At 72.6% G+C, this 25463-nt stretch carries 27 protein-coding genes; 12 read left to right on the top strand and 15 right to left on the bottom strand.

Features of this window, described 5'->3' with window-relative positions:
- Nucleotides 1-45: 45 nt before the first annotated feature.
- The 4 genes from ASE20_RS02615 (at nucleotide 46) to ASE20_RS02600 (ending at nucleotide 3913) form a co-directional block, all read left to right on the top strand.
- Nucleotides 46-444 carry a homing endonuclease associated repeat-containing protein gene (locus ASE20_RS02615; RefSeq protein WP_056892943.1) on the top strand — a complete coding sequence of 133 codons (399 nt, stop codon included), beginning with the start codon at nucleotides 46-48 and terminating at the stop codon, nucleotides 442-444.
- 57 nt (nucleotides 445-501) lie between these two features.
- Nucleotides 502-1038, top strand: a complete 537-nt coding sequence (locus ASE20_RS02610; RefSeq protein WP_056892942.1) for a DUF4334 domain-containing protein — start codon at nucleotides 502-504, stop codon at nucleotides 1036-1038.
- A gap of 132 nt (nucleotides 1039-1170) precedes the next feature.
- Nucleotides 1171-2637, top strand: coding sequence for a DUF1800 domain-containing protein (locus ASE20_RS02605; protein ID WP_056892941.1), 1467 nt, complete (start codon nucleotides 1171-1173; stop codon nucleotides 2635-2637).
- A 4-nt stretch (nucleotides 2638-2641) separates the two neighbouring features.
- Nucleotides 2642-3913 carry a DUF1501 domain-containing protein gene (locus ASE20_RS02600; protein ID WP_056892940.1) on the top strand — a complete coding sequence of 424 codons (1272 nt, stop codon included), beginning with the start codon at nucleotides 2642-2644 and terminating at the stop codon, nucleotides 3911-3913.
- Between the two features lie 16 nt (nucleotides 3914-3929).
- Here the strand turns inward: ASE20_RS02600 and ASE20_RS02595 are convergent, their stop codons facing one another.
- The 11 genes from ASE20_RS02595 to ASE20_RS02545 form a co-directional block, all read right to left on the bottom strand.
- Complete coding sequence (locus ASE20_RS02595) at nucleotides 3930-4313, bottom strand: DUF1304 domain-containing protein (RefSeq protein WP_056892939.1); 384 nt, start codon at nucleotides 4311-4313, stop codon at nucleotides 3930-3932.
- Nucleotides 4310-5161: an SDR family oxidoreductase gene (locus ASE20_RS02590; protein WP_200952682.1), complete on the bottom strand. Its 852-nt coding sequence runs from the start codon at nucleotides 5159-5161 to the stop codon at nucleotides 4310-4312. The genes ASE20_RS02595 and ASE20_RS02590 overlap by 4 nt, the downstream gene beginning before the upstream one ends.
- Entirely contained in the window at nucleotides 5158-6075 is a 918-nt protein-coding gene (locus ASE20_RS02585) for an ABC transporter substrate-binding protein (protein WP_056892938.1), read from the bottom strand. Before ASE20_RS02585 ends, ASE20_RS02590 begins: the two co-directional genes overlap by 4 nt.
- A gap of 3 nt (nucleotides 6076-6078) precedes the next feature.
- Nucleotides 6079-6786 carry an ABC transporter permease gene (locus ASE20_RS02580; RefSeq protein ID WP_056892937.1) on the bottom strand — a complete coding sequence of 236 codons (708 nt, stop codon included), beginning with the start codon at nucleotides 6784-6786 and terminating at the stop codon, nucleotides 6079-6081.
- Complete coding sequence (locus ASE20_RS02575) at nucleotides 6783-7436, bottom strand: ABC transporter permease (RefSeq protein ID WP_056892936.1); 654 nt, start codon at nucleotides 7434-7436, stop codon at nucleotides 6783-6785. Before ASE20_RS02575 ends, ASE20_RS02580 begins: the two co-directional genes overlap by 4 nt.
- Before the next feature lie 7 nt (nucleotides 7437-7443).
- The gene (locus ASE20_RS02570) at nucleotides 7444-8259 is read right to left on the bottom strand and encodes an ABC transporter ATP-binding protein (RefSeq protein WP_056892935.1); all 816 of its coding nucleotides are present in this window, start codon (nucleotides 8257-8259) and stop codon (nucleotides 7444-7446) included.
- Nucleotides 8260-8544: 285 nt separating this feature from the next.
- Entirely contained in the window at nucleotides 8545-8934 is a 390-nt protein-coding gene (locus tag ASE20_RS02565) for a nuclear transport factor 2 family protein (protein ID WP_225869012.1), read from the bottom strand.
- A 5-nt stretch (nucleotides 8935-8939) separates the two neighbouring features.
- Nucleotides 8940-10943 (bottom strand): NADPH-dependent 2,4-dienoyl-CoA reductase, encoded by a 2004-nt coding sequence (locus ASE20_RS02560; protein ID WP_056892934.1) that lies wholly within the window; start codon nucleotides 10941-10943, stop codon nucleotides 8940-8942.
- A complete protein-coding gene (locus ASE20_RS02555) occupies nucleotides 10940-11494 on the bottom strand; it encodes a PadR family transcriptional regulator (RefSeq protein ID WP_056892933.1) in 555 nt (184 codons plus the stop codon). The genes ASE20_RS02560 and ASE20_RS02555 overlap by 4 nt, the downstream gene beginning before the upstream one ends.
- Nucleotides 11495-11781: 287 nt before the next feature.
- Nucleotides 11782-12636, bottom strand: coding sequence for an SDR family oxidoreductase (locus ASE20_RS02550; protein WP_056892932.1), 855 nt, complete (start codon nucleotides 12634-12636; stop codon nucleotides 11782-11784).
- A gap of 22 nt (nucleotides 12637-12658) precedes the next feature.
- Entirely contained in the window at nucleotides 12659-13357 is a 699-nt protein-coding gene (locus tag ASE20_RS02545) for a winged helix-turn-helix transcriptional regulator (RefSeq protein ID WP_056892931.1), read from the bottom strand.
- A 107-nt stretch (nucleotides 13358-13464) separates the two neighbouring features.
- Here ASE20_RS02545 and ASE20_RS02540 point away from each other — a divergent pair, with 107 nt between their 5' ends.
- Nucleotides 13465-14589, top strand: a complete 1125-nt coding sequence (locus ASE20_RS02540) for an acyl-CoA dehydrogenase family protein (RefSeq protein ID WP_056892930.1) — start codon at nucleotides 13465-13467, stop codon at nucleotides 14587-14589.
- Nucleotides 14590-14627: 38 nt separating this feature from the next.
- Here the strand turns inward: ASE20_RS02540 and ASE20_RS02535 are convergent, their stop codons facing one another.
- A complete protein-coding gene (locus tag ASE20_RS02535; protein WP_056892929.1) occupies nucleotides 14628-15191 on the bottom strand; it encodes a hypothetical protein in 564 nt (187 codons plus the stop codon).
- A 149-nt stretch (nucleotides 15192-15340) separates the two neighbouring features.
- Between ASE20_RS02535 and ASE20_RS02530 the strand changes: the two genes are divergently transcribed.
- The 3 genes from ASE20_RS02530 (at nucleotide 15341) to ASE20_RS02520 (ending at nucleotide 18974) form a co-directional block, all read left to right on the top strand.
- Nucleotides 15341-15694 (top strand): ArsR/SmtB family transcription factor, encoded by a 354-nt coding sequence (locus ASE20_RS02530; protein WP_157538381.1) that lies wholly within the window; start codon nucleotides 15341-15343, stop codon nucleotides 15692-15694.
- On the top strand, nucleotides 15691-16665 hold the full coding sequence (locus ASE20_RS02525) for a TIGR03086 family metal-binding protein (protein ID WP_056892927.1): 975 nt from the start codon (nucleotides 15691-15693) through the stop codon (nucleotides 16663-16665). Before ASE20_RS02530 ends, ASE20_RS02525 begins: the two co-directional genes overlap by 4 nt.
- 155 nt (nucleotides 16666-16820) lie before the next feature.
- Nucleotides 16821-18974, top strand: coding sequence for a DEAD/DEAH box helicase (locus ASE20_RS02520; RefSeq protein ID WP_056892926.1), 2154 nt, complete (start codon nucleotides 16821-16823; stop codon nucleotides 18972-18974).
- A 58-nt stretch (nucleotides 18975-19032) separates the two neighbouring features.
- On the opposite strand, the gene ASE20_RS02515 is transcribed toward ASE20_RS02520, so the two are convergent.
- Entirely contained in the window at nucleotides 19033-19668 is a 636-nt protein-coding gene (locus tag ASE20_RS02515) for a Pr6Pr family membrane protein (protein ID WP_056892925.1), read from the bottom strand.
- Complete coding sequence (locus ASE20_RS02510; RefSeq protein WP_162260981.1) at nucleotides 19668-20249, bottom strand: TetR/AcrR family transcriptional regulator; 582 nt, start codon at nucleotides 20247-20249, stop codon at nucleotides 19668-19670. Before ASE20_RS02510 ends, ASE20_RS02515 begins: the two co-directional genes overlap by 1 nt.
- 77 nt (nucleotides 20250-20326) lie before the next feature.
- Here ASE20_RS02510 and ASE20_RS02505 point away from each other — a divergent pair, with 77 nt between their 5' ends.
- The 3 genes from ASE20_RS02505 to ASE20_RS02495 all read left to right on the top strand — a co-directional run bounded on the left by ASE20_RS02505 (nucleotide 20327) and on the right by ASE20_RS02495 (nucleotide 23528).
- A complete protein-coding gene (locus ASE20_RS02505) occupies nucleotides 20327-21763 on the top strand; it encodes an MFS transporter (protein WP_225869011.1) in 1437 nt (478 codons plus the stop codon).
- Nucleotides 21764-21981: 218 nt separating this feature from the next.
- Complete coding sequence (locus ASE20_RS02500) at nucleotides 21982-23241, top strand: DUF445 domain-containing protein (protein WP_056892923.1); 1260 nt, start codon at nucleotides 21982-21984, stop codon at nucleotides 23239-23241.
- A 5-nt stretch (nucleotides 23242-23246) separates the two neighbouring features.
- Nucleotides 23247-23528: an RNA-binding S4 domain-containing protein gene (locus ASE20_RS02495; RefSeq protein ID WP_056893090.1), complete on the top strand. Its 282-nt coding sequence runs from the start codon at nucleotides 23247-23249 to the stop codon at nucleotides 23526-23528.
- Between the two features lie 30 nt (nucleotides 23529-23558).
- Here ASE20_RS02495 and ASE20_RS02490 read toward each other — a convergent pair whose 3' ends face one another.
- Complete coding sequence (locus ASE20_RS02490; RefSeq protein ID WP_056892922.1) at nucleotides 23559-23930, bottom strand: FKBP-type peptidyl-prolyl cis-trans isomerase; 372 nt, start codon at nucleotides 23928-23930, stop codon at nucleotides 23559-23561.
- Between the two features lie 163 nt (nucleotides 23931-24093).
- Here ASE20_RS02490 and ASE20_RS02485 point away from each other — a divergent pair, with 163 nt between their 5' ends.
- Entirely contained in the window at nucleotides 24094-24909 is an 816-nt protein-coding gene (locus ASE20_RS02485; RefSeq protein ID WP_162260980.1) for a PP2C family protein-serine/threonine phosphatase, read from the top strand.
- Nucleotides 24910-25463 lie beyond the last annotated feature (554 nt).

Here is a 25463-nt window from a genome sequence, read left to right as displayed (position 1 = left end):
TTCGTCCGCGGATGACAACGCCCGCGCGACTCCTAAGGTGGGGACATGCGGGTCCCCGAGTACTCCGACGACCAGATCACCGCCGACCTCGCCGCCGCCGCGGCCGATCTCGGCGAGCCGTTGACCGCGTCGTCGTACGACACGTGGCAGCGCGCCCACGACGCGGCCTCCCCGGCCCTGCTGATCCGTCGGTTCGGGTCGTGGAACCAGGCCTGCGCGCGCGCCGGAGTGGCCACCAACAAGACCCGCTCGACGTCGCGGCGCTGGAGCGACGACGACGTGGTGGCGATCGTGGCGGCGTACCTGCGCGCGCCCGGGAGCACCGGCTCGTTCGCCGACTACTCCGCGTGGGCCAAGGAGCAGGACGGCGCGCCGAGCGGGGCGACGTTGCGCCAGCGGTTCCCGTGGGCCGAGGTGAAGAAGCGGGCGGAGGACGCCCCGTGAGTGCCTGCGGGTTGGACGTGCCTGGCGCCGGGGCCTGCCTCGCGCGAGAATGACAGCATGACTGTCATTCCCGTTGACCGCCTCGCCGAGCTCGAGCCCGCCTGCCGCCTCGAGGACGCGCTCGCCTTCTTCGACACGCTGCCGGCGGTCCGGGCCGAGGAGATCACCGGCCGCTGGCACGGCCGCGAGCTCGGCACGGGGCACCCGATGGACGGCCTGCTGGAGGCGTCGGGCTGGTACGGCAAGCAGTTCGACTCGGTCGACGAGGTGCACCCTCTGCTCTTCAAGGCGCCCAGCGGCAAGATCGTCTCCGTCGACCCGCGCCGGATCCCGTTCGGCATCGTCGACAAGATCCCCGAGGGCGTCGTTGCCCGCGGTCGCGCCGTGATGGGCGCCGCGCTGCCCGCCCTGCGGACCGGGAAGCCGCGGGCGCGGCTGCGCAACGTGGAGTACCGCGGCGTGGTGACGGCCGGGATGAGCTACGACCACCTGCCGATCATCGACCTGTTCCGCCGGGTCGACGAGCAGACCCTGCTGGGGTGCATGGACCTGCGCGACGCGCCGCCGTACTTCTTCGTGCTGGTCCGGGACTGACGCCCGGCGTCGACCGAGGGTCCCGGGTCCGTGGTCCGAACCGACCGACCACGCAGGGCCGAAAGGAGGTCCCGGCGGGCGGGCCCGCCTTCCTAGGTTGGTGGCCACGCACCGATCGGGGAGGGGACGCGGGTGGCCTACGCACCACGGGCATGGACACGCACCGCGATCCCGTCGGCCGCGACCCTGCACGGGCTGCGCCGCTTCACCGCGGGCTACACCCCGGCGCTGAACCGGCAGGTGGTCGCCGCCGGTGGCTTCCCGACCTGGTTCGTGCGCCAGCTCGGCTCGACGTACAGCGACAGCTGGTACACCACGACCTCCGCGTGGTGGACCTCGGTGAACGCCTCTCCCGAGGCCATCTGGCAGCGCCACGTCGACGGCGTCGAGGAGATGTGGATGGCCGACGCCAACTACGAGCGCTGGGCGCTGGTACGACGCCTCGGCTCCCAGCGCCAGGTCCTCGAGTCGATGGCCGAGCTGTGGGAGCACCACCTGCACGTGCCGGCGAGTGGCGAGGTGGGGCCGTTCCGCACGTCGTACGGCAGGACCATCCGCCGGCTGGCGCTCGGGCGGTACGCCGACCTGCTCGAGGCCGCGATCCTGCACCCCGCGATGGCGGTCTACCTCGGCAACGCCAACTCGTCGAAGAAGGCGCCCAACGAGAACCTCGGTCGTGAGCTGCTCGAGCTGCACACCGTCGGGCGCGGCAACTACACCGAGGACGACGTCAAGGGCTCGGCCCGGATCCTGACCGGCTACCGCGTCGCGGCGTGGGACACGTGGGCGTTCTCCTACGACCCCAACCGCCACTGGACCGGTCCCGTCCAGGTGATGGGCTTCAGCCACGCCAACAGCGATCCCGACGGCCGTGCGGTGGTCCAGGCGTACCTGCGCTACCTCGCGCGGCACCCCGCGACCGCGCGGCGGGTCGCGCTCAAGATCGCCCGCCGCTACGTGTCGGACGCACCACCGGCGGCACTCGTCGAGCGGCTCGCGAAGGTCTACCTCGCCAACGACACCCGCATCGTCCCGGTGCTGCGCAGCCTGGTCGCCTCCAGCGAGTTCAAGGCGTCGAGCGCCATCGGTCGCAAGGTCCGGACGCCGACCGACGACGTCGTGGCGACCTGGCGGGCGCTGGGCGCGCGGATCACCGTGCGGCCCGCCGACAGCGAGGCGGAGTCGTCGGCCAACGAGATCCTCTGGCAGGCCCAGTCGGTCGGGCTCCGGCCGTTCTCCTGGGCGCCGCCCGACGGCCGGCCCGACACGGCGGCCGCCTGGTCGTCGACGTCGCGCTTCCTCAACTCCCTCGACGTGCACTACACGATGTCCGGGGGGTGGTGGCCGACCGCGGGCGCGACGTACCGGACCCCGGCGTCGTGGCTGCCCGCCACACGGATCCGCTTCGACCACCTGGTCGACCACCTCGCGCGCACGATGCACGGCCGCGGCTCGACCTCGGTGCTGCTGAAGGCGGCGTGCGAGGCGACCGGCTGCACGCCGGCCACGGTGATCACCGCATCGCACGGCCTGGTGCGCTGGGACATGGCGCGACTGCTGACCGTCCTCCTCGACTGCCCGACCCACATGACGAGGTGACGCGATGACCGCCCCGCCCCCCGACACCGCGACCGACTGCGGATGCCCCGAGTTCTCGCGGCTCTCGCGCCGCGGACTGCTCCGCGCCTCGCTCGCCGCGGGCCTCGCGACCAGCACGACCGCCGCCTTCGGGACGGCCTTCGTCGAGACGTCGTACGCCGCCACCCGGTCCGCCCCGGCAGTACTGGTGGTGCTGTCGATGCGCGGTGCGGTCGACGGGATGAGCCTGGTGGTCCCGCACGGCGACCCGGTCTACTACGCCGCGCGCCCCGACATCGCCGTCCCCGCGGCCCAGCTGCTCGCCAAGGACGGCTTCTTCGGCCTGCACCCGCACCTCGCGCCGCTGCTGCCGCTGTGGGACGCCGGGCGGATGGCGGCGGTCCACGCGACCGGACTGCCGGCCCCCAACCGCTCGCACTTCTCCGCGATGGAGGAGATCGAGGACGCCGCGCCCGGGTCGAGCACCCGCACCGGCTGGCTGAACCGGCTGATCGGCCGCGACAGCTATGCGAGCCCGCTCCAGGCCGTGCAGATCGGCTCGGCCACGCCGCCGACCGCGTTGAGCGGACCCGCGGCCACGGTGGCCCTCGAGCGGATCTCCGAGCTGCGTCTCTCCGGTGTGGACGAGTGGGACGTCGGTGGTCGCCGCACGCGGTCGATGACGACGACCTGGTCCGGTGTCGGTGGACCGCTGGGCGCGGGAGCCCGTGCCGCGATGACCGCGATCAACGACTTCGGCCCGGTCAAGCAGACGCCGACGACACCGGCCAACGGGGCGTCGTACCCGCGCGGGGACTTCGGGGACGCCATGGCCGCTGCTGCCCGCACCATCCGCGGCGACGTCGGTGCCGAGGTGATCACCGTGGACTTCGGCTCGTGGGACCACCACGTCAACCTCGGCCCGCTCGCCTGGGGGAGCATGCAGGAGATGACGACCGAGCTCGCCGGGGTGCTCGCGGCCTTCTTCACCGATCTCGGATCCCTGGCGTCCAAGGTCACCGTGGTCGCGCTGTCGGAGTTCGGCCGCCGGACCAAGCAGAACGCCAGCTACGGCCTCGACCACGGCTGGGGCAACGCGATGCTGCTGCTCGGTGCCGGGGTCAACGGCGGCTACCACGGCACCTGGCCGGGGCTGGTCAACGACGTCAACGGCGACCTGACGGTCACCACCGACTACCGCAGCGTGCTGGCCGAGGTCGTCACGAAGCGGCTGGACGCGTCGTCGGCGACGGTGTTCCCGGGGTTCACCCCCGAGGCCGTCGGCGTGATGGCCTGACCCGGGCCCAGCTGGCTCAGAGCCGGTCGATCACCAGCAGCACCACGGCGACGGCGGGGAACGCGAGCTGCGTGATCGCGGCCCGCGCCTTGTCGGGCGAGGACAGCAGCAGCACCAGGCCGGCCGCGACCATCGAGCCGGCACCGGTGAGGACCAGCGTGGTGCCGACCGTCTCCTCGTCGGCGAGGTGGGCGCCGACGCCGGCGAAGGTCACGATCGCGAGGAACAGGTTGTAGAAGCCCTGGTTGTAGGCCATCTCCTTGGTCGCCTCGGCCTGCTCGGCGGTGATGCCGAAGGTCGCCCGCGTCCTCGGGCTGGTCCAGGTGAGGGACTCCATCACCCAGATGTAGACGTGCAGCGCAGCCGCGAGTCCGGCGAACACGAGGGCGACAGCGGTCATGGTTTCTCCTGCTTGCTGAGGTACGACGCCAGGCCGGTCGGCGCGCGGCCGGTGAGCCGCAGCACGTGGTCGGTCACGCCCGCCATCTCGCCGTGCGCGATCGCAGTGTAGGTGGAGACCCAGGCGTCGTACTGCCACTGCGGTGCGGGCCACCGCAACCGGGAGGCGTAGGCCTCCTCGACGGTCTCGTCGTGGAAGGTGACCGGACGGCCGGTGTGGGCGCTCAGCAGCGCCGCGACCTCGGTGAAGGTGAGCGCCTCGGGACCGGTCAGGTCCCAGGTCGTGCCGGCGTACGGCGCCGGGTCGGTGAGCACCGCGACCGCACTGCGCGCGATGTCGGCCCGGGTCACCGCGGCGACCCGGCCCTCGCCGGCGGGTCCGCGGATCACGCCGTCCTCACCGACGAGGTCGGGCAGGAAGTCGAGGTAGAAGGCGTCGCGCAGGAAGGTGGAGGCCATCCCGCTCGCGCGCAGGTGCTCCTCGGTCGCCCAGTGGTCGCGGCCGAGGGTGAAGGTGCAGTCCTCGGCCGCTCCGAGGAAGGAGGTGTAGACGACGTGCTGCACGCCGGCCGCGGCGGCGGCGTCGATGAAGGTGCGGTGCTGGTCGAGCCGGTCGGCCGCCTCGGCGCCGGAGACCATGAAGAGCGTGGTCACGCCCTCGAGCGAGGCGCGCGCCAGCTCCGCGTCGGCGTACGACGTGCGGGCGACGCTCGCGCCGGCCAGCTCGGGCGCCCGCGCGGGGTCACGGACCAGCAGGCGCTGCTCGAGGCCGTGCTCCGAGAGCGCCCGGGCGACCAGTCGCCCGAGCGCTCCCGTGGAGCCGGTGGTGCCGAGCAGGCTCAGGCTCAAATCAGGCCCTTCTCGTCGAGCCAGTCCTTGGCGATCGTCGCCGCGGGCAGCTTGTCGTCGACGCTGCGGGCGTTGAGGGCGATCAGGTCGTCCGAGGTCAGCGCGGCGCTCACCTCGTCGATGGTCTTCTCGGCCTCGTCGCTGACGTCGTCGCTGGCGATCGGCACGACGGCCGAGGCCAGGAACAGGCCCTTGGTGTCCTCGAGGGTCACCAGGTCGTTCTTCGCGATCGACGGGTCGGCGGTGTAGATGATGCCGATCTGGATGTCGCCGTCCTTGAGCGCCTTCACCGTCAGCGGGCCGCCGCTGTCCTCGATGGGGGTGAAGGTGACGTCGACGCCGTAGGTCTTCTTCAGGCCCTTCGGGCCGTTGGGCCGCGACTCGGCCTCGGAGTTCGCCCCGAAGACGATCGGGTCGGTGACCTTGGCGAGGTCGTCGATGGTGGTCAGGCCCCACTTGTCGGCGTACTCCTTGGTGACGACGTAGGAGTCCTGGTCGGTCGCCGGCGCCGGGGTCAGCGCGCGCAGGCCGGAGGGCAGGGCGGCCTCGAGCCCGGTGAGGACCTCGTCGGGCTTGGTCGCGGTCGCCTTCGGGTCGAGGGCGATCAGCAGCGGGCCGGTGTACTCCGGGAACAGGTCGATCGAGCCGTTCTTGATCTCCGGGAGGTAGACCTCGCGCTGGCCGATTCGGAACTCCCGCTCGACCTTCACGTCGTCGGCCTCGAGGGCCTGGGCGTAGATCTCGGCGATGATCTCGTTGGAGTAGTAGTCCTGCGAGCCGATCACGACGGTGCCGCCGTCACCACCGTCGGAGGCGAGCGGGTCGTCGTCGGAGCCGCCGCAGGCGCTCAGCGCGAGCACGCTGGTGGTGGCGAGCACGAGGCCCAGCCGGCTGGTCCACTTCAGGGAGGTCATGGGTCAACCTTTCGACGGTGCGGCCCCGGCGGGGTCGCGGGTCTGGGAGCCGTGGGCACGAGTGTGCCCACGGGACGCGCGCTGGACGGCGCCCAGCGCGAGATCGAGGAGCAGCGCGAGCGCGGCGACGAGGAGCGCGCCGGCCAGCATCTGCGGGTAGTCGCGGCTCTTGAGGCCGGCGAAGAGGTAGCGGCCCAGGCCGGTGTCGGAGATGTAGGCCGCCAGCGTGGCCGTCGCGACGACCTGCAGCGTCGCGGCGCGGAGGCCGCCGATCAGGACGTCGGCTCCGAGCGGGATCTCGACCCGGGTGACGATCTGCCACTCGCTCAGCCCGATGGCGCGCGCTGCGTCGACGGCCCCTGCGTCGGCGGACTCGATGCCGGCGTAGGCCCCGGCGAGCAGGGAGGGGAAGCCGAGCGCGACGAGGGCGAGCAGTGGCGCCTCGACGCCGATGCCGAGCCACAGGCCGAGCAGGGTCAGCAGCCCGAGCGTGGGGACCGCGCGCACCGCGCCGGCGAGCGCCACCACGACGAGCCGGCCGCGACCGGTGTGGCCGATCAGGATGCCGATGGGGATCGCCAGCACGGCGGCGATGCCGACGGCGGCGAAGGTGACCCACAGGTGCTGCAGGATGCGGGTGTCGATGCCCGACGGCCCGCCCCAGTGGGAGCCGTCGAAGATCCAGGACAGGGCGTCCCCGAAGAGGTTCATGCGCCGGCCCCCGCCTTCGTGCGTCGTTGCCAGGGCGTCAGCGCGGCGCCGGCCGCGACCACGACGAGGTCGAGCACGATCGCCAGGACCATCGTCAGGACGACGCCGGTGAGGACCTCCTCGCGGATGCCGCGCTGGAAGCCGTCGGTCATCAGGCTGCCGAGGCTGGAGATGCCGACCAGCGCGCCGATGGTGACCAGGCTGACGGTGCTGACGGAGACGACGCGGATGCCGGAGACCAGGACGGGGAGCGACAGCGGCAGGTCGACGCGCCAGAAGATGCCGGTGGGGGAGTAGCCCATGGCCTCGGCCGCCTCGCGCACCCGGGAGTCGACGGAGCGGAAGGCATCGGCCGCCGTCCCGGCGAGGAGGGCGGTGCCGTAGACCGCGAGTGCGACGACGAGGTTGGTCTCGCTGCGCAGCGGGATCGACAGCAGCACGGGGATCACGATGAGCAGCGGCAGCGCGGGCACGGAGTAGAGCAGGCTGGCGGCGCCGAGGACGACGGCGCCGACGCGCGGCCACCGCCACGCGACGCGTCCGAGCGCGATCGCCACCACGATGCTGATCAGCACCGCGGGGATGGCGAGGGAGAGGTGCTGCCACAGCAGGTCGACGACCTGCTCGCGGTTCAGCCGGAGCCACGTCACGGGGTGCTCACTTCTCGAGGACCCCCACGGGACGGTCGTCACCGTCGACGACCACACGGCGGCCGTCGAGGTCGACGGTGCGCAGGCTGCGCTCGGCGCGGCCCGCGCCGACGAAGTCACGCACGAAGTCGTCGGCCGGAGCCGCCATGATCTGCTGCGGCGTGCCCTCCTGGGCGATCACGCCGCCGGTCCGGAGCACCACGACCTGGTCCCCGAGCTTGAACGCCTCGTCGATGTCGTGGGTCACCAGCACGATCGTCTTGCCGAGCTCGGCCTGCAGCGCGAGCAGCTGGTCCTGCAGGTCGCGGCGCACGATCGGGTCGACGGCGCCGAAGGGCTCGTCCATCAGCAGGATGTTGGGATCGGCCGCGAGGGCACGCGCCACCGCCACGCGCTGCTGCTGGCCGCCGGAGAGCTGGCCGGGGAAGCGCTTGCCGAGCGCGGGGTCGAGGCCGACCTTCTCCAGCAGCGCGACGGCCTGCGTGCGGGCCTCGGCCTTCGGCGTACCGGTGAGGACGGGGACGGTCGCGACGTTGTCGAGCACGCGCCGGTGGGGGAGCAGGCCGCCGGCCTGCGGGACGTAGCCGATCGAGCGACGCAGGGCGACCTTGTCGAGGCCGCGCACGTCCTTGCCGTCGATCAGCACCTCACCGGTGGTCGGGTCGATCATCCGGTTGACCATCCGCATCAGCGTGGTCTTGCCGGAGCCGGACGTGCCGACGAGGGCGAGGGTCCGGTGGCTCGGCACCTGGCAGGAGAAGTCGGCGACGGCGACGGTGCCGTCGGGGTAGGTCTTGCTGACGCCCCGGAACTCGATCCCCATGCTCGCCTCTCAGCCCTGCCGGTGCCCGACGGGCAGGGTTGCCCACGGGTGCACGTCACCCTACGGTGCGGGACGGACACCGTGGGGTCATCGACGACCCGTGCGACGAACCTCCGGTCACGGTGATCGGTATCGGCGGAGGGCACGGGCATGGTGGTCGACGGCAGCTCCGCGGCTGGGTGGGAGTTTCACCGGCCGGCCGGTGAAACTCCCGCACTTGGACGAGAAAACTCACGCTTGGACGACGAAGCTTCGTCGTCCAAGCGTGAGTTTCGTCGTCCAGGCTCAGGCGAGTGAGGCCTGCTCGACGATCGCGTCGAAGCGGGCGCCCATCGCCTCGGCGAGGGCCTGCGCGGCCCTGAGCGGGCGCACCATCACCATGAAGTCGGTGATCAGGCCGTCCTCGTCGAGGACCAGGAAGTCGCAGCCGGTGATCTCCAGACCGTCGACCTTCGCCTCGAAGACCAGTGCGTGGCCCTCGGCGTCGCCGAGCTCTCGCACGTAGCGGAAGTCCTCGAACACCTCGACCACGTTGGCCAGGATTGCGCCGGTGATCGCCTTGCCCGGGTAGGGCTTGTGCGCGACCGGGCTGCGGAAGACCACGTCCGGCGCCAGGCAGGCCTTCATCGCGACGACGTCGCGGGTCTCGACGGCGGCGCGGAACCCGCTCGCCACGGCGTTCACAGTGCGGCCGCCAGCTCGGTGCCCTGCTTGATCGCGCGCTTGGCGTCGAGCTCGGCCGCGACGTCGGCGCCCCCGATCAGGTGGACCCGGCCGGTGAAGGCGGAGGCGAGCAGCTCGTCGTACAGGCCGCGGACCGACTCCTGTCCGGCGCAGACGACGACGTGGTCGACGTCGAGGACCTTCGGACTGCCGTCGACGGTGATGTGGAGGCCCGCGTCGTCGACCCGGTCGTAGGAGACGCCGCTGAGCTGGTGGACGCCGAGGTCCTTGACGGCGGCGCGGTGCACCCACCCGGAGGTCTTGCCGAGGCCCTTGCCCTGCGTGGACTCCTTGCGCTGGAGCAGCCAGACCTCGCGGGCCGGCGTGCGGGGAGCCTTGTCGGTGACGCCGCCGCGGACCACGGCCGGGTCGGCGACGCCCCAGTGCGCCTTCCACTCCTCGACGGTCTCCGGGGTGTGGGCGAGTAGTTCGGTGACGTCGAAGCCGATGCCGCCGGCGCCCATCACCGCGACCTTGCCGCCGATCGCGACCCGGCCGGTGATGGCGTCGGGGTAGGACACCACCTTGGCGTGGTCGATGCCCGGGATGGACGGGGTACGGGGGGCGACGCCGGTCGCGACGACGACCTCGTCGTACCCGGAGAGGAGCTCGGGGGTGGCCCTGGTGGCGAGCTTGACGTTGACGCCCAGCACCTCCATCCGGCGGCGGAAGTAGCGCAGCGTCTCGGCGAACTCCTCCTTGCCGGGGATCTGCATCGCGAGGCGGAACTGGCCGCCGATCTCGTCGTTCGCCTCGAACAGGGTCACGTCGTGGCCGCGCTCGGCCGCGCTGACGGCGGTGGCGAGGCCGGCCGGGCCGCCGCCGACGATCGCGACGCGCTTGGCCGCGCGCGTCGGGCCGAGGACCAGCGTGGTCTCGTGGCAGGCGCGCGGGTTGACCAGGCAGGAGGCCCGCTTGGCCTGGAAGGTGTGGTCGAGGCAGGCCTGGTTGCAGCCGATGCAGGTGTTGATCTCGTCGGCGCGGCCGTCGCGGGCCTTGTTGACGAGCTCGGAGTCGGCGAGGAACGGGCGGGCCATCGAGACCAGGTCGATGCCCTGCTCGAGGATCGCCTCGGCGAGGTCGGGGGTGTTGATGCGGTTGCTCGCGCAGACCGGGATGTCGACGACGCCCTTCAGGCGCAACGTGCTGTCGACCCACGCGCCCCGCGGGACGCTGGTGACGATCGTGGGGACGCGCGCCTCGTGCCAGCCGATGCCGGTGTTGATGACGCTGGCGCCGGCGGCCTCGATCCGGTGGGCCAGCTCGACGGTCTCGTCCCAGGTCTGGCCGTCGGGGACCAGGTCGAGCAGGGACATCCGGTACATCACGAAGAAGTCCGGCAGCTCCTGGCGGATCCGGCGCACGACCTCGACCGGGAAGCGCATCCGGGCCTCGGCGGAGCCGCCCCACTTGTCGGTACGACGGTTGGTGCGCGCCGCGAGGAACTGGTTGATCAGGTAGCCCTCGGAGCCCATGATCTCGACGCCGTCGTAGCCGGCCTTCTGCGCGAGCCGGGCGCTCGCCACGAAGTCCTGGACGGTCTTCTCGACGGCGCGGGTCGACAGCGCGGACGCCTTGAACGGCGTGATCGGCGACTTGGTCGCGCTGGCCGAGACGCTGAACGGCGTGTAGCCGTAGCGGCCCGCGTGCAGGATCTGCAGCGCGATCTTGCCGCCGTTCTCGTGCACGGCGTCGGTCACCCGCTGGTGGCGGTGCGCGTTCATCCGCGTGGTCATCTGCGAGCCGAACGGCAGCAGCCAGCCGCGCACGTTGGGCGCGTAGCCGCCGGTGACGATCAGGCCGACGCCGCCCGCCGCGCGCTCGGCGAAGTACGCCGCCATCTCGTCGATGTGCCACGGCCGGTCCTCGAGGCCGGTGTGCATCGAGCCCATCACCGCGCGGGACTGGAGCTCCAGGCCGCCGACGACGGCCTTCGAGGTGAGCAGGGGGTAGCTGGTCATCGTGACTCCTTGGTGGTTCCAGCGGTGTGGGCGTCGACGTACTCGGTCAGCCAGCGGATCCAGAACTCCTCCATCAGGAGGCCGCCGCGCAGCACGAGGTAGATGTCGAGGTCGGCGGCGGACAACGCGCCGGGGTCGGGGAAGTCGCGGGCGGCGAGGAACTCGTAGAGCGAGTGCCGCTTGGTGTGCTCGTCGAGCTGGCGCCGGAGGTCGTCGAGCAACGCCGCCCGGTCGCCGTACGACGCCCCGCGCATCTTCACGCTGACGCTGCTGCGCATCGCGTCGGGTGTCGTCGGCTCGCCGATCCAGCGGGCCAGCTCGGCGCGGCCGGCGTCGGTGACGTCGTAGACCTTCTTCGTGGGCCGGTCGGCCTGGGGGACCGCCTCGGCGCTGATCCATCCGTCGGCCTCCATCCGGCCGAGCACGCGGTAGATCTGCTGGTGCGTCGCCGACCAGAAGAACCCGATGGACGCGTCGAAGCGCCGCACCAGGTCCGAGCCGGACGCGGCGCGCTCGCTCAGCGACACGAGGATCGCGTGCTCCAGGGCCATGGCCCCAGCGTGCCCCAGATCGCGGGGCTATGCAACTAGTTGCGCAACTCGTTTCACGTTGCGCCCGTCACCACGAGCTGGGCGAGATGGCTCCACGAACCGTAGGAGATGGCACCGCGAACCGGGCGAGATGGCACCACGAACCGTGGGAGATGGCACCACGAGATGTGGCTCGTGGTCGTCGTCGCGCCGCGAGGCACGGTTCGTGGTGCCACGAGGCACGGTTCGTGGTGCCACGAGGCACGGTTCGTGGTGCCATGACGGGCATCTCGTGGGGGAGCCGATGATCAGCGTTGCGCCCGGAACGCCTTCATGCGGGCGACGTACGAGCCCACTCGCCGGGCGGGGACCGGGCGGGGCCAGTCGGTGGCGCGGAACCACGCGTCGGAGCCGCCGTCGACGAAGACCACGCTGCCGCACAGGAAGTCCGCGGCGTCGGAGAGCATGAAGACCACCCAGGCGGCGAGCTGACCCGCGTCGCCGAACCCGCCGACCGGCACGGGGAACGCCCTGATCCGACGGGCCTCGGCCGGCGTGGCGAGCTGTTGCTCGAGCAGGGGCGTCATGATCGCGCCGGGGGCCAGGGCGTTGAGGCGGATGCCGGCGCCGGCCCAGGCGGGGGTGACGGCCTGGCGTCGTACCCAGTGGCTGACGGCGATCTTGCTGGCGGCGTAGGCGAAGGTCGGGGCGGCCTTGCCGAGCAGGCGCAGCGTGCCGACCGCCTTCTCGACGTCGCCGTCGAGCATCGCCCGGACCGCGCGGCGTGGCACGAGCGGCACCGTGGTCGTGGAGTTGCTGGCGAAGACGACCACCTTGGCGCGGTCGGCCGCGGCGAGCGCGGGACGCCAGGCCTCGAGCAGTTCGACGACGCCGAGGACGTTGACCTCGGTGATCAGCCGGGCCCGGTCGCGACCGGGTGCCGGGCCGAGTCCCGCGGCGAGCACCGCGCCGTCGAGGACGCCGCCCGCCTGCGCCAGCACCTCCCCGGCCGCCCTACGACGACCGGCGGGCGTGGAGAGGTCGGCGACGACGTCGGCCGCCTTGATGTCGACGCCGATGACGCGGTGGCCGTCGGCGACGAGCCGCTCGACGACAGCGGCGCCCATGCCGGAGGCGGATCCGGTGACTGCGTAGGTACCCACGCGGCCGACTCTAGAACAGGTTCTAGTTCGCGGGGACCCGGTCCGCCCGCTCACGCGTCACGCCGGCCCACGGGCTCCACAGGAACCAGCGGGGCAGCGCCCGGACCAGCCGCGGCGGCCCGGCGACCTCGAGCCGGCCGGCGTCGACCGCCTCGCTCCACGTGCTGTAGCCCTGGAACACGTCGGCGAGCACCGGCGTCGGCCCGGCCACCTCGACGTCCACCTCGAAGCCGGGGTGCTGCAGGCAGACCGACACCTCGTTCGGCGCCATCACCAGCCAGATCGTCACCGGGTCGGGGGCGGTGTGCCGGAAGGCGATCACCGTGCGGCCGGGGGGCAGTCGGTCGTGGTCGACGCGGCGGTGCATCCACCACATCAACGTGGTCGGCGCGACGTCGTGGGGCCGCAGCTCCTCGAAGAGCCACTCGATCGCCCAGCGCCCGAGGCTGTCGATCACCCGCTCGAGGTCCCGCCCGGCGGGTGTGAGGTGGTACTCGCTGCCGCGCCCGGTCGGCGCGGGCCACATCTCCAGCACGCCCCGTTTCTCGAGGTGGCGCAGGCGCTGCACCAGCAACGAGCGCGAGATCCCGGGCAGCGCCCGGGCGATGTCGTTGAAGCGGGTGTTCCCGAGCACCAGCTCCCGGATGATGAGCGGCGTCCAGCGGTCGGCGACGACCTCGGCGGCCATGGAGACGGGGCAGTAGTTGCCGTAGTCGGGCATCTGCCCATCGTCCTCCTCGCCGGCCTCGGCCGGAAGTACGGAACCTGGACCAGTGGGGTCACTTTTCAGGACTGGTTGCGGGCCTGCTCCGGTTCGACAGTGGAGCCATGACGACGATCACCACCCACCCCGCACCTCTCGCTCGCGCCGCCGAGATCGGCCCGCGCATCGCAGCGCACGCGGCGCGTCACGACGCCGAGGGCAGCTTCGTGTCCGAGGCGTACGACGAGCTCCGTGCCGCCGGCCTGCTCCGTGCCGCCGTACCGGTCGAGCTCGGCGGCGACGGCGCCTCCGTCGCCGAGCTCACCGCGCTGCAGCGCGAGCTCGGCCACCACTGCGGCTCGACCGCCCTCGCCAGCGCCATGCACCAGCACGTCGTGGCCTTCACCGCCTGGCGCTACCGCCGGGGACTGCCCGGTGCCGAGGCGACGCTGCGCCGGGTGGCGGAGGAGCAGATCCTGCTCGTCTCCACCGGCGGCGGCGACTACACGCACCCGCACGGCGAGGCCGTGCGCGTCGACGGCGGCTACCGGGTCACCGGACGCAAGCGCTTCGCCAGCCAGTCCAGCCAGGGCGCGGTGATGTCGACGATGTTCTGCCTCGACGACCCCGAGCAGGGGCGTCGCGTGCTCAACATGGCGATCCCCGTGGGCGCCGAGGGCGTCACCGTCGCCGACAACTGGAACACGCTCGGCATGCGCGGCACCGCCAGCAACGACATCGACCTCGTCGACGTCTTCGTGCCCGACGACAAGGTCCTCGCGAACCGCCCCTGGGGTGTGCTCGACCCGCCGCTGCAGGTCATCTCGAGCATCGCGTTCCCGATCGTGACCGGCGCCTACCTCGGCATCGCCGAGGCGGCGTACGACGCCGCGGTCGCCGCCGCCTCCCGGCGTGCGTCCGACCCCACCGTGCAGCGCCAGGTCGGCGTGATGCGCTCGAGGCTCCAGGTCGCGACCTGGGCGCTCGACGGCGCGTTGGCGCTGGTCGGGGACGACCCGTCGCCGTCGTACGCCACCGTGCTGGCGGTGATGGCCGCCAAGGCGGAGGTGGGACGTGCCGGCCTCGAGGTCTGCGACCTCGCGATGGAGGTGGCAGGCGGGCCGGCGTTCTTCAGGGGATCGGTGATCGAGCGGTGCTACCGCGACATCCGCGCCGTGAAGTTCCACCCGTTCACCCCGGAGGACACCCTCCTCGCGCTCGGCCGGGACGCCCTCGGGGTGGGCGACTGAGCCGTCCCGGCCGAGCATCTCGTACGGGGCCCGCGCTGCTACCGGCGCGGGCCCCCGAGCACGCCTGCGTCGAACGCCTTGAGCACCGACGCCTTGTCGGCGGCGGTCAGGTCGCCGTCCTCCACGGCGGTGTCGAGGCGCTCGCCCAGCTCCTGGCGGCGGTCGGCCTCGCGGGCGGCGCGGACGGTGTCGAGGGCGTCGGACACCTTGTCCTCGGACAGGCCGAGCGCCTTGGCGAGGGCGGTGACGAAGGCGGCCTCGCGCTCGGCGCGCTCCTCGTCGGTGGGCGGCGTCGGCTGCTCTCCCGCGGCGGGCCTGTCGGCGTCGTCCGGCTTCGTCGCGTCGCGGACCGCGTCGAGCGCGTCGGACAGCTCGTCCTCGGTGACGCCGAGGGCCTTGGCGAGGGCGGTGGTGTCGACGCCGATGCCGCGACCGTGGCCGCCCGGTCCGCCGGGGCCGCCCGGCCCGCGCTCGGCGGCCGTGCTCGACGAGCCGGAGCTGGTGTCGTCCGCGGCGTGCGCGGAGAGGGTCGCTGCGCTCACGCCGCCGGCGACGGCGCCTGCGGCCAGCAGGGCCGCGGCCCGGGTGCGGTACTTCGTCATCTGGGTCTCCTCTCGTGTCCCGCCTCCTTGGGGGACTGCACTCGACGGTGCTGCGGGGTGCTGGGGGAGGGCTGCGCCGGGACTGGCAGGACGCTGTGAATCGGGAGGGCCTTGACCAAATGCGTTAGTCGTGACTAACGTATTTGAACGTGACCGATCCCCTCAGTGCCGCGGCGGAGCCCAACCGGCGCCGCCTGCTGCAGCTGCTGGCGAGCGGTCCGCGCAGCGTCACCGAGCTCGCGGAGCAGTTCCCGGTGACCCGCTCGGCGATCAGCCAGCACCTGCTCGTCCTCGCCGAGGCCGGGCTCGTGGAGGCCGAGAAGTCCGGACGGCAACGGATCTACCGCGTCGTCCCCGACGGGCTGCGCCGGCTCCAGGCCGAGATCGACCGGTTCTGGACAGCGGAGCTCGACCTGCTGGTCGCCGACGCCGAGGAGCTCCGCGCCCGTCGTACCCCACCCGAGAACACCCAGAACACCCAGGACACCCAGGAGTCGTCATGACCTACTCGAAGACCGTCGCCCTGCCGGTCACGCCCGACGAGGCGTTCGCCCTCGTGACCCGCCCCGACCGGCTGCGCCGCTGGATGACCGTGACCGCCCGGATCGACCTGCGTGCCGGCGGTGACTGGCGCTGGACCGTGACCCCGGGCAACGTGGCCGCGGGAACCGTCGCCGAGGTCGAGCCGGGCCGTCGCCTCGTGCTCGACTGGGGCTGGGACCAGATGCCGGGCGACGACGGGGCGCTCGGTACCGTCACCATCACCGTCGAGCCCGCTGACGGCGGCTCGACCGTCACCCTCGTCCACGAAGGCCTGAGCGCCGAGCAGGAGGTCTCGCACGCCGAGGGCTGGAACCACTTCCTCGGGCGCCTCGAGCTCGCTGCCGCGAAGGGAGACGCCGGCCCCGACGAGTGGGCCGCCGCGCCCGACCCGATCGACGAGCTGGTGTCCGCCGAGGCCTGCCTCGCGGTGCTGCAGCAGGTGCTGCGCCAGGTCGGCGACGCCGACGGCGACCGGCCGACGCCGTGCGCGGAGTTCACCGTCGACCAGCTCGTCGACCACCTGCTCGACTCGCTCGTCTCGTTCGGCACCATGGCCGAGGCCGAGCTGGTCCGCCCCTCGGGTGCCGACCTCGAGGACACGGTCTCGATCCTCGCCGCCGAGGTGATCGAGGCCTGGCGTCGTCGTGGTCTCGACGGCATGGCTCGCAGCCCCTTCGGCGAGGCGCCGGCGCCCGTGCTCGCCGGCATCGTCTCGATCGAGCTGCTGCTGCACGCCTGGGACCTCGCCCGGGCCGTCGGCGCGACCATCACCGTCAGCGACGCCCTGGCCGAGTATGTCGCCGGGCTGGCCGCGAACGTCGTCCCGGGCGCCCGCGGCCGGGCCTTCGCCGAGGAGGTCGCGGCGCCGGTCGACGCCGACGCGCTGACCCGGTTGGCGGCGTACAGCGGGCGGGTGGTGGACGCCGCCTGATCCCTCGCCGGCGGGGGGTGCGCTACTCTGGGAGGACCACCGGACGCCGTCTCGCAGACGGGCACCCGGTGATGTTCACCAGTCCGGTGCCCTCCCGCAGCAGCGCGAGCCGCCGGCGAAGCCTTGCGGAGCGATCCGCACTGGGAAGGACACCTGTGGCTCGAGGAGGCCAGCGGGGAGCGACGCAGCAGCGGCGCAACAACCCGCAGGCGGCGCGGACGCGTCGCAACGAAGAGGGCATCATCCCGCAGCTCGCACGCGCCGTGCGCGAGGTCGAGGCGGCGGTCGCCCGTCGCTCGGCGATGCCGGAGGTCCGGGCGAAGTTCCAGGTCGTCGCGCTCCTGGCCCGCGAAGAGCGGACCCGGGTGAAGAACGACCCGGACCTCTCCGACAGCCGCCGCGGCGAGGAGCTCAAGCGCCTCGACGGCATCGCGACGATCCTCGCGCAGACGGCCGCCCGTGACAGCACCCTCTTCACGCTGCTCGACGAGAACGCCGAGATGTCGGAGTCGGCCAAGGCGATGCGGCGCGAGCTGCTGCGCAAGGCCGGCGTCGACGCGCCCGAGCCCGAGCCGGAGCCGGTCGTCGTCGATCCCGAGACGGCGGCCCTGCTCGAGAAGCGGGTGATCCCGCAGTCGGTGCAGGCGCGCCAGCTGGCGAACCCCTTCCTCGCCCCCGACTTCGAGCACGCCCGGGCGAAGGTCCGGCCGCGCCGCCTGGCCGGCTGGGAGCTGCTCGAGCCGCTGTTCCGCTCGTTCGAGCGCGCCGCACCCGACGCCCCGGCGTGCATGCCGCTGCCGGACGCCGACCAGCTGACCACGCTGACCGGCCTCCACGGCCCGGTCGGCCGCGAGCTGATGCACCACCAGGCCCAGCTGATCGGCTCGGCCGCGCTGGGGCACCGCACGTACCTTCTCGCCGACGAGCCGGGTCTCGGCAAGACCGCCCAGGCCCTGCTGGCGGCCGAGGCCGCGGGCGCGTTCCCGCTGCTGGCCGTCGTGCCGAACGTCGTGAAGACGAACTGGGCGCGCGAGGTCGAGATCTGGACCCCGCACCGCAAGGCGACCGTCCTCCATGGCGACGGCGCCGACGCCGACGGCTTCGCCGACGTGTTCATCGTCAACTACGAGATCCTCGACCGCCACGTCGGCTGGCTCGGCAACCACGGCTTCCGCGGGATGATCGTCGACGAGGCGCACTACATCAAGAACAAGACCTCCCAGCGCTCCCAGAACGTGCTGGAGATCAGCAACCGGATCCGCTCGCGGGTCGCGCGGCCGCTGATGATGGCGCTGACCGGCACGCCGCTGATCAACGACATCGAGGACTTCCGGGCGATCTGGCAGTTCCTCGGCTGGATCGACGACGTCGTGCCCCAGGGCGACCTGATGGAGGCGCTCGAGGAGACCGGGCTGACCCCGGCCGACCCGGCGTTCTACCCCGCCGCCCGCCGCGCCGTCGTCGACGAGGGCATCGTGCGTCGCCGCAAGATCGACGTCGCCGCCGACATCCCGGCCCGCCGCGTCGCGGACATGCCCGTCGAGCTCGAGGGCGAGGCCGGCCGGTCCATCCGCAAGGCCGAGCAGGAGCTCGCCCGCCGCATGGTCGAGCGGTACGACGCCGCGCTGTCCACGCGTCGCGCCGGCCACGTGGTCGAGGGCATCGACCACCACCTGGTCCGCCAGGTCGCCGGCTGGGAGCGCGAGGACAACTCGTCGAAGACCGGCGAGAACGTCTTCATGATGATGCGCCGCATCGGCCAGGCGAAGGCCGGTCTCGCGGCCGACTACACCGCCCAGCTGGCCCGCAACGTCGGCAAGGTCGTCTTCTTCGCCAAGCACATCGACGTGATGGACGTGGCCGAGAAGACGTTCGCGGAGCGGGGCATCAAGTACACCTCCATCCGTGGCGACCAGTCCTCGACCGCACGGCAGAAGGCCATCGACGCCTTCGTCAACGACCCCGAGGTGCAGATCGCGGTCTGCTCGCTGACCGCTGCCGGCGTCGGCCTCAACCTGCAGGTGGCGTCCAACCTGGTGCTCGCCGAGCTCTCGTGGACCGACGCCGAGCAGACCCAGGCCATCGACCGGGTCCACCGCATCGGCCAGGCCGAGCCCGTCACGGCGTGGCGCGTCATCGCGACCCAGACCCTCGACACCCGCATCGCCGAGCTCATCGACAAGAAGGCCGGCCTCGCGGCCCGTGCCCTCGACGGTGCGGGCGAGGACGTCGAGGGCGGCGCCATCGACCTGCAGACCGAGGCCCTCGTGGCGCTCCTCACCGCGGCGCTGGAGGCCCGCGGCGACTGACGTCTCGCGGCGATGTCACACCCCGGGACGCTGTCTCGTCCTCCTGCTCCGCCGCAGGTCAGGGCCGAGGCGCGAGCCGGCGGTCGGCGTACCGGAACCCGGCGATGAGTGCTGCGAACAGCACGGTGATCCCGACGCAGACCACGCCGACGTGCGCCCAGCCCTCCTCGCGGAAGTTCAGGAACGGGTAGGGCACCCACCGGGTCGCGCCGGCGACGGCGAGGGTGACCGCGAGCCAGGCGATCGGCCATGCGAAGGCGACCGCGATCGCCCGGCCGTCGATCCGCGGACGCGGTCCGAACGCGAACCAGCCGACGAACGCCAGCACGGGCACCACCATGTGCAGCAGCTTGTCGGCGGCCCAGTCGGCGCCGTCGAGGTCGAGCAACGGCCGGAGCAGGAAGAAGTGGACCAGTCCGGTCACGGTGATCCCGACGGTCGCGGCCAGCCGGAGGGCGCGGAAGGCCGCCCCGTCGCGCCCGGGGGAGAGGGTGAGCAGCACCGTCGCGGCCGCGACCAGGAGGTTGCTCTGGATCGTGAAGTAGGCGATGAAGCGGGCCAGCCGCAGGCCGAGGGCGGGCGGCTCGACCTCGTCGAGCACCCGGCCGCCCTGGATCACGAGCACGAGCTGGAGGCCGATCGCGACGATCGCGACGACGGCGGTGAGCGCGTGCCAGCCGCGCGCGCCGCGCATCAGGCGTGCTCGGGGGTCAGCAGGTGCTGGATCGCATCGCCGTACAGCGCGACGACGGCGTCGGCGTCGGCGGCCGTGACGATCGGGTCCTCCTGGCGGAACAGCAGGTTCAGGAGCCCGCCGAGCTGGGCGACGGCGAGGGCGACCCGCAGCTCGCGGTCCTCACCGGTGAGCCGCGGGGCGAGCGCGGCGACGTAGGTCTCGGCGGTGTGCCGGTTCATCTCCTCGCGCACCTGGTCGAGGTGAGCGGCCTGGGCGAGCGCGAGGTAGCGCTGGCGGGTCAGCGGCCGGCCGGGCTCGAGGAAGTAGGCGATGAGCCGTCGCCCGACGGTCTCGATCGGCCCGTCGAGGACCGCGCCGATGCTGCCGGAGGTGTCGATGCAGCGCAGGAAGAGCGCCTCCTTGGACCCGAAGTGCCGGATCACGAGCGCCGGGTCGACGCCCGCCTCGGCGGCTATCGAGCGAACCGACGCGTCGAAGCCCCGCTCCGCGAACAGCCGCCGCGCCGCCTCCTCGATCGCGGCCCGGGTGGCCAGGCCGGCGGGGCGCAGCTGGCGCTCGGGCGAGGAGGTCTTCGTCACACCGCCACCGTAGGGCATGGCCGGACGTGGTCGACGGCGTTGACAGGGAGTCGGTCAACACCGTTGACTGGTTGACCGTGACAACCACTTCGCCCGCGGCCTCGCCGTCCGCGCCCGCCGCCGGCGGCTGGATCGGCTCGCCCCTGCTGACCGTCGTCGTCCTGTGCTTCGGCGGCCTGACCGCCTCGCTCACGCAGACGATGGTCATCCCGATCCAGGGTGAGCTCGGCATGCTGCTGCACACCAGCGAGGCGAACGCCTCGTGGGTCGTCACCGCCACGCTCGTGGCCGGCGCGGTCGCGATGCCGATCTCCGGGCGCCTCGGCGACCTGTTCGGCAAGCAGCGGGTGCTGATGATCAGCGCCGCCCTGCTCGCGCTCGGCTCGCTCGTCTGTGCGCTCAGCGACACCCTGGCCCCGATGCTCGCCGGCCGGATGCTGCAGGGCTTCGCGATGGGCTTCATCCCCGTCGGCATCGCGCTGATGCGCGAGGTCGTGCCGCCGCAGTACGCCGCGACCGGCATGGCCGCGATGAGCGCCACCCTCGGCGTCGGTGGTGCCATCGGCCTGCCGCTGTCCGCGTGGATCGTGCAGGACTTCAGCTGGCACACCCTGTTCTGGGTCTCGACCGGGCTCGCCGCCGCGGTCGCCGCCGCCGTGGTCCTGCTGGTGCCGCACGTGCGCGACGCGGTGCCCGGCCGCTTCGACGCGGTCGGTGCCGTCGGCCTGGCTGTCGGCCTGGTCGCCCTGCTGGTGGCCGTGTCCAAGGGCAACGAGTGGGGCTGGGCCCACGGACGCACCATCGGGCTGCTCGTCGCCGCCGTCGTCGTGCTCCTGGCGTGGGGCAGCTACGAGCTCCGCGTCGCCGACCCGCTCTGCGACCTGCGGGTGTCCGCACGCCGCCCGGTCCTGCTCACGAACGTCGCCGCGATCGCGATCGGCTTCGGGATGATGGCCCAGGCGATCGTCGTACCCCGGCTCCTGCAGTCGCCCGGGGCGACCGGCTACGGCCTGGGCCAGACCATGCTCGAGACCGGCCTGTGGCTGGCTCCCGGCGGCCTGGTGATGATGGCCTTCTCGCCGGTGTCGGGGCGCCTGATCCGCCTCATCGGCGCCCGTCGCACGCTGATGATCGGCGCCACGGTGCTCGGCCTGGGCTACGTCTTCGCGATCTTCCTGACCGACGCTCCCTGGCAGCTGATGGTCTCCAACTGCATCACCTCCGCCGGCATCGGGATCGGGTACGCCGCCATGCCGACGCTGATCCTCGAGGCCGTCCCGCTGGCCGAGGCCGGCTCGGGCGTGGGCATCAACGGACTGATGCGCTCCATCGGCACCAGCGTCTCCGCGGCGGTCATGGCCGCGATCCTCACCTCCTCGACGATCAGCCTCGGGGGCTACGACATCCCGGACGAGGGCGCGTTCCGGATCTGCTTCGTCGTCGGCGCCGCGGCTGCCTTCCTGGGGGTCGTCCTCGCGGCGCTCGTACCGGCCCGTCGGGGTGCCTCGGCCTGAGGCCGGAGCGCCTGCTCGGTATCAGATCCGATTCCTGTGACTTTCCGTCACGTTCATCCTCCCGGAACCGGAACCTCACGGTCCCCGCGTCGTTGATCGAGGTGCGAGGTTGCGGTGACTGGGGGGTTCCGCGACGCGCGAAACGCAAGGGCGGTCCCGGACCACAGACCGGGGCCGCCCTTCGCGCTTCCCTCGCCGTCGTAGGCAAGGATGGACGCGTGTCCGGCCCCCTCATCCCCACCGACCCGTCCGCCGACGAGGTACGACGCTCGGCCCTGCGCCGGATGCGGACCGTGGCCGTCTCCCTGCTGGTCCTCGCCGCGGTCGTCTACGTCGCCACGCTCGGCCTCGACGGGGCCTGGGGCTTCGTCAACGCGGGGGCCGAGGCGTCGATGGTCGGTGCGATCGCGGACTGGTTCGCCGTCACCGCGCTCTTCAAGCACCCGCTCGGGCTGCCGATCCCGCACACCGCCCTCATCCCGAAGCGCAAGGATGACCTCGGCAAGGGGCTCGAGGACTTCGTCGGCGAGAACTTCCTGCAGGAGGAGATCATCCGCGAGCGGGTGCTCGGGGTGCAGATCGCCCAGCGGGTGGGTGACTGGCTGGCCGTCCCCGCGAACGCCGAGCGGGTGGTCACGGAGGGCTCGGAGATCGCCGCGGTCGCGCTGGGCAAGGTGCGCGACGAGCACGTCGAGGCGCTGGTGACCGAGGCGCTGGTGCCGCGCTTCCGCGAGGAGCCGATCGCGCCGCTGCTGGGTGGGCTGCTCGCCGAGGCGCTGCACGACGATCTCCACCACGGACTGGTCGACCTGATGCTCGAGGAGATGCACGGGTGGCTGCTGGCCAACCCCGACACCGTCCACGAGGTGCTGGGGGAGCGGGCGCCGTGGTGGGCGCCGGACTCGGTCAACACCTATGTCATCAACCGCGCCCACCTCGAGATGGTCCGCTGGGTCGCCGACATCCGCGCCAACCCCTCCCACCGCGCCCGCCGTGCCCTCGACTCCATGCTCGGGCGGCTCTCCGACGACCTGCTCGCCAACCCGGACACCCAGGCCCGTGCCGAGCGGCTCAAGGAGCGGGTGCTCGACCACCCGGCCGTGATCGCGACGGCGGTGACCCTCTGGCAGGCCCTGCGCAAGGCGCTGCTGTCGTCGCTCGACGATCCCGACGGCGCCGTACGACGCCGGCTGCTGGTCGAGGTCGAGGCCGGCTCGGCGCGGCTGCGCGCCGACGCCCCGCTGCGCGAGCGGCTCGACCGGATGGCCGCCGACGCCGCCGTCTTCGCGGTCGACCGCTACGGCAGCGAGCTGACCACCGTCATCACCCACACGATCGAGCGCTGGGACGGCAAGGAGGCGGCGCAGCGCATCGAGCTGCACGTCGGCCGCGACCTGCAGTTCATCCGGATCAACGGCACCATCGTCGGCGGACTCGTGGGGGTCCTGATCCACGCGATCTCCGTGGTGCTTCACTGATGGCCATGTTCGGCCGCAAGCGCAAGGACCAGGAGCCCACGGGCCCGGTGCCCGTCGACGTCCCCATCAAGGACGAGGTGATCCGGCTCGGTCAGTTCCTCAAGCTGGCGAACCTCGTGGAGTCGGGGGCCGAGGCCAAGCCGGTCATCGCCGACGGCCTGGTGCAGGTCAACGGGGAGGTCGACACCCGCCGCGGACGTCAGCTGCGCGTCGGCGACGTCGTGGAATTGCGAGGGCAGGCTGCCCGGGTCGCCGAGGGCGACGTACCGGACAACCTGCCTTGGTAGATCTGGCCGACCGCAGCCGGAGCGGGAGGGTCAGCGGACCTCGAGCAGGTCCACCACGAAGATCAGGGTCTCGCCGCCCTTGATGACGCCACCGGCGCCGCGGTCGCCGTAGCCCAGGTGCGGCGGGATGACGAGCTGGCGGCGGCCGCCGACCTTCATGCCCTGCACGCCGGTGTCCCAGCCCTGGATGACCTGGCCGATGCCGAGGCGGAAGTCCAGCGGGGCACCGCGGTTGTACGACGCGTCGAACTCCTCGCCGGTCGACAGTGCGACGCCGACGTAGTGGACCGACAGGGTGCTGCCGGAGGTGGCCTCGGCGCCGTCGCCGACGGTGAGGTCGGTGATGACGAGGTCGGTGGGCGGGGTGGGGTCGACGAAGTCGATCTCGGGCTTCTGGCTCATGGGGCCAGCGTAATGACCCACCGCGGGGGCCCGGGTGTTGGTGTGACGTCGCCACATGTGGCGCCATTGCTGCCCGGAGGCGGAGGTCGTCGGGGTACGCTGCGACCCGACGTCCCCACCGTGCGATGGGAGGGGTGGGGCGCTGGTTCTCTCGGGGGTAGCGGTGCGGGTCAACGCGACGGGAGCCGAGACGTGGACGCCTGCGGGCGGGGCGACTCGGCTGGTCCACGCTGCCGCGACCCATCCCGGACGCGTCCGCACCGTCAACGAGGACTCGCTGCTCGTGGCCCCGCCGGTGTTCGTCGTGGCCGACGGCATGGGCGGCTACGAGCGCGGTGACGCCGCCAGCCGCCTCGTCGTCGAAGCCTTCGCGCCGCTGGCCGGGCTCGGCGTGGTGCAGCCCGCCGACATCGACGCCGCCGTCCGCTCCGCCCAGCAGCAGGTCGCCGCTCTGGTCGGTGCCGACGGCTCGGCGCCCGGCTCGACCCTGGTCGCCGCGGCCCACGTGATCGAGGACGGCCGTGGCTACTGGCTGGTCGCCAACATCGGCGACTCCCGTGCCTACCTGCTCGCCAACGGCGTGCTCGAGCAGATCTCGCGTGACCACTCGGTCGTCCAGGAGCTGATCGACGCCGGTGAGCTCACCCGCGACGAGGCGCTGGGCCACCCCGAGCGGCACGTCGTGACCCGCGCGATCGGCGCCCACACCCTGTCCGAACCCGACTTCGCGCTGGTGCCGGCCGAGGTCGGCAGCCGCCTGCTGCTGTGCTCCGACGGCCTGCCGACCGAGATCTCCGACACCGCGATCCTGCACATCCTCGCCGAGGACGGCCCGGCCGAGCGCACCGTCAACACGCTCGTCGACGCCGCGGTCGCCGCCGGCGGCCACGACAACGTCACCGTCGTGGTGGTCGACGTCGCCGGTACGGCCGACGAGCGGGTCGAGCACACGCGGCCCAACGCGGGGGAGCGGTCGTGACCGCGTCGTACGTCCCCGGTCAGCACGCCACCCTCGTCACCGACGAGGGTGTGGTCGTCGTGTCGGCCGACCGGCTGGCCGAGGTGTCCGCACTCGCCGGACGCGGCCTCGAGCCGCTGACCGTGGTGGAGGTGCTCTCCCGCGGCGACCTCGGCGCGCTGCCCGACTTCGCCGCGGCCCGCGTGGTCGGTGCCGAGGTCCGGGTGCTGGTCCGCGGTGCCTTCGCCGTCCGGGTCGGTGAGCTGTCGGTCGACGGCCGCGACGCCGCGACGTGGACCGAGGCGGTGGCCCACCCCCGGTCCGGCGAGGAGGTCCACCTCCTCCCCATCGGTACGACGCCGGCCGGCCCGCGGCTCCCGCTCGAGCGTGGCGTCGTGCTCAGCGGCGGCCTGACCTGGTGCCCCGTGCTCACGGGCGCCGCCCCGACCGCACCAGAGCCGGTCGCCCCGGAGCCCGCCCCGGAGCCCGCCCCGGAGCAGGCCTTCGCCCCGGCTCCCGAGCACACCGTCGTCCGCGTCGCCGCGGCCCCACCGGCCCCGCCCCCGCCGCCACCC

This window comes from Nocardioides sp. Root240, assembly GCF_001428825.1.
Lineage (GTDB): Bacteria > Actinomycetota > Actinomycetes > Propionibacteriales > Nocardioidaceae > Nocardioides.
Note: the sequence above shows the minus strand (reverse complement) of the source record. Positions and strands in the feature narration are given on the sequence as shown.

Coding starts and splice junctions, on each gene's coding strand:
- ASE20_RS02615 (WP_056892943.1), top strand. CDS start 46: ATGCGGGTCCCCGAGTACTCCGACGACCAGATCACCGCCGACCTCGCC.
- ASE20_RS02610 (WP_056892942.1), top strand. CDS start 502: ATGACTGTCATTCCCGTTGACCGCCTCGCCGAGCTCGAGCCCGCCTGC.
- ASE20_RS02600 (WP_056892940.1), top strand. CDS start 2,642: ATGACCGCCCCGCCCCCCGACACCGCGACCGACTGCGGATGCCCCGAG.
- ASE20_RS02595 (WP_056892939.1), bottom strand. CDS start 4,313: ATGACCGCTGTCGCCCTCGTGTTCGCCGGACTCGCGGCTGCGCTGCAC.
- ASE20_RS02585 (WP_056892938.1), bottom strand. CDS start 6,075: ATGACCTCCCTGAAGTGGACCAGCCGGCTGGGCCTCGTGCTCGCCACC.
- ASE20_RS02580 (WP_056892937.1), bottom strand. CDS start 6,786: ATGAACCTCTTCGGGGACGCCCTGTCCTGGATCTTCGACGGCTCCCAC.
- ASE20_RS02570 (WP_056892935.1), bottom strand. CDS start 8,259: ATGGGGATCGAGTTCCGGGGCGTCAGCAAGACCTACCCCGACGGCACC.
- ASE20_RS02560 (WP_056892934.1), bottom strand. CDS start 10,943: ATGACCAGCTACCCCCTGCTCACCTCGAAGGCCGTCGTCGGCGGCCTG.
- ASE20_RS02555 (WP_056892933.1), bottom strand. CDS start 11,494: ATGGCCCTGGAGCACGCGATCCTCGTGTCGCTGAGCGAGCGCGCCGCG.
- ASE20_RS02545 (WP_056892931.1), bottom strand. CDS start 13,357: ATGCCCGACTACGGCAACTACTGCCCCGTCTCCATGGCCGCCGAGGTC.
- ASE20_RS02540 (WP_056892930.1), top strand. CDS start 13,465: ATGACGACGATCACCACCCACCCCGCACCTCTCGCTCGCGCCGCCGAG.
- ASE20_RS02535 (WP_056892929.1), bottom strand. CDS start 15,191: ATGACGAAGTACCGCACCCGGGCCGCGGCCCTGCTGGCCGCAGGCGCC.
- ASE20_RS02525 (WP_056892927.1), top strand. CDS start 15,691: ATGACCTACTCGAAGACCGTCGCCCTGCCGGTCACGCCCGACGAGGCG.
- ASE20_RS02515 (WP_056892925.1), bottom strand. CDS start 19,668: ATGCGCGGCGCGCGCGGCTGGCACGCGCTCACCGCCGTCGTCGCGATC.
- ASE20_RS02495 (WP_056893090.1), top strand. CDS start 23,247: ATGTTCGGCCGCAAGCGCAAGGACCAGGAGCCCACGGGCCCGGTGCCC.
- ASE20_RS02490 (WP_056892922.1), bottom strand. CDS start 23,930: ATGAGCCAGAAGCCCGAGATCGACTTCGTCGACCCCACCCCGCCCACC.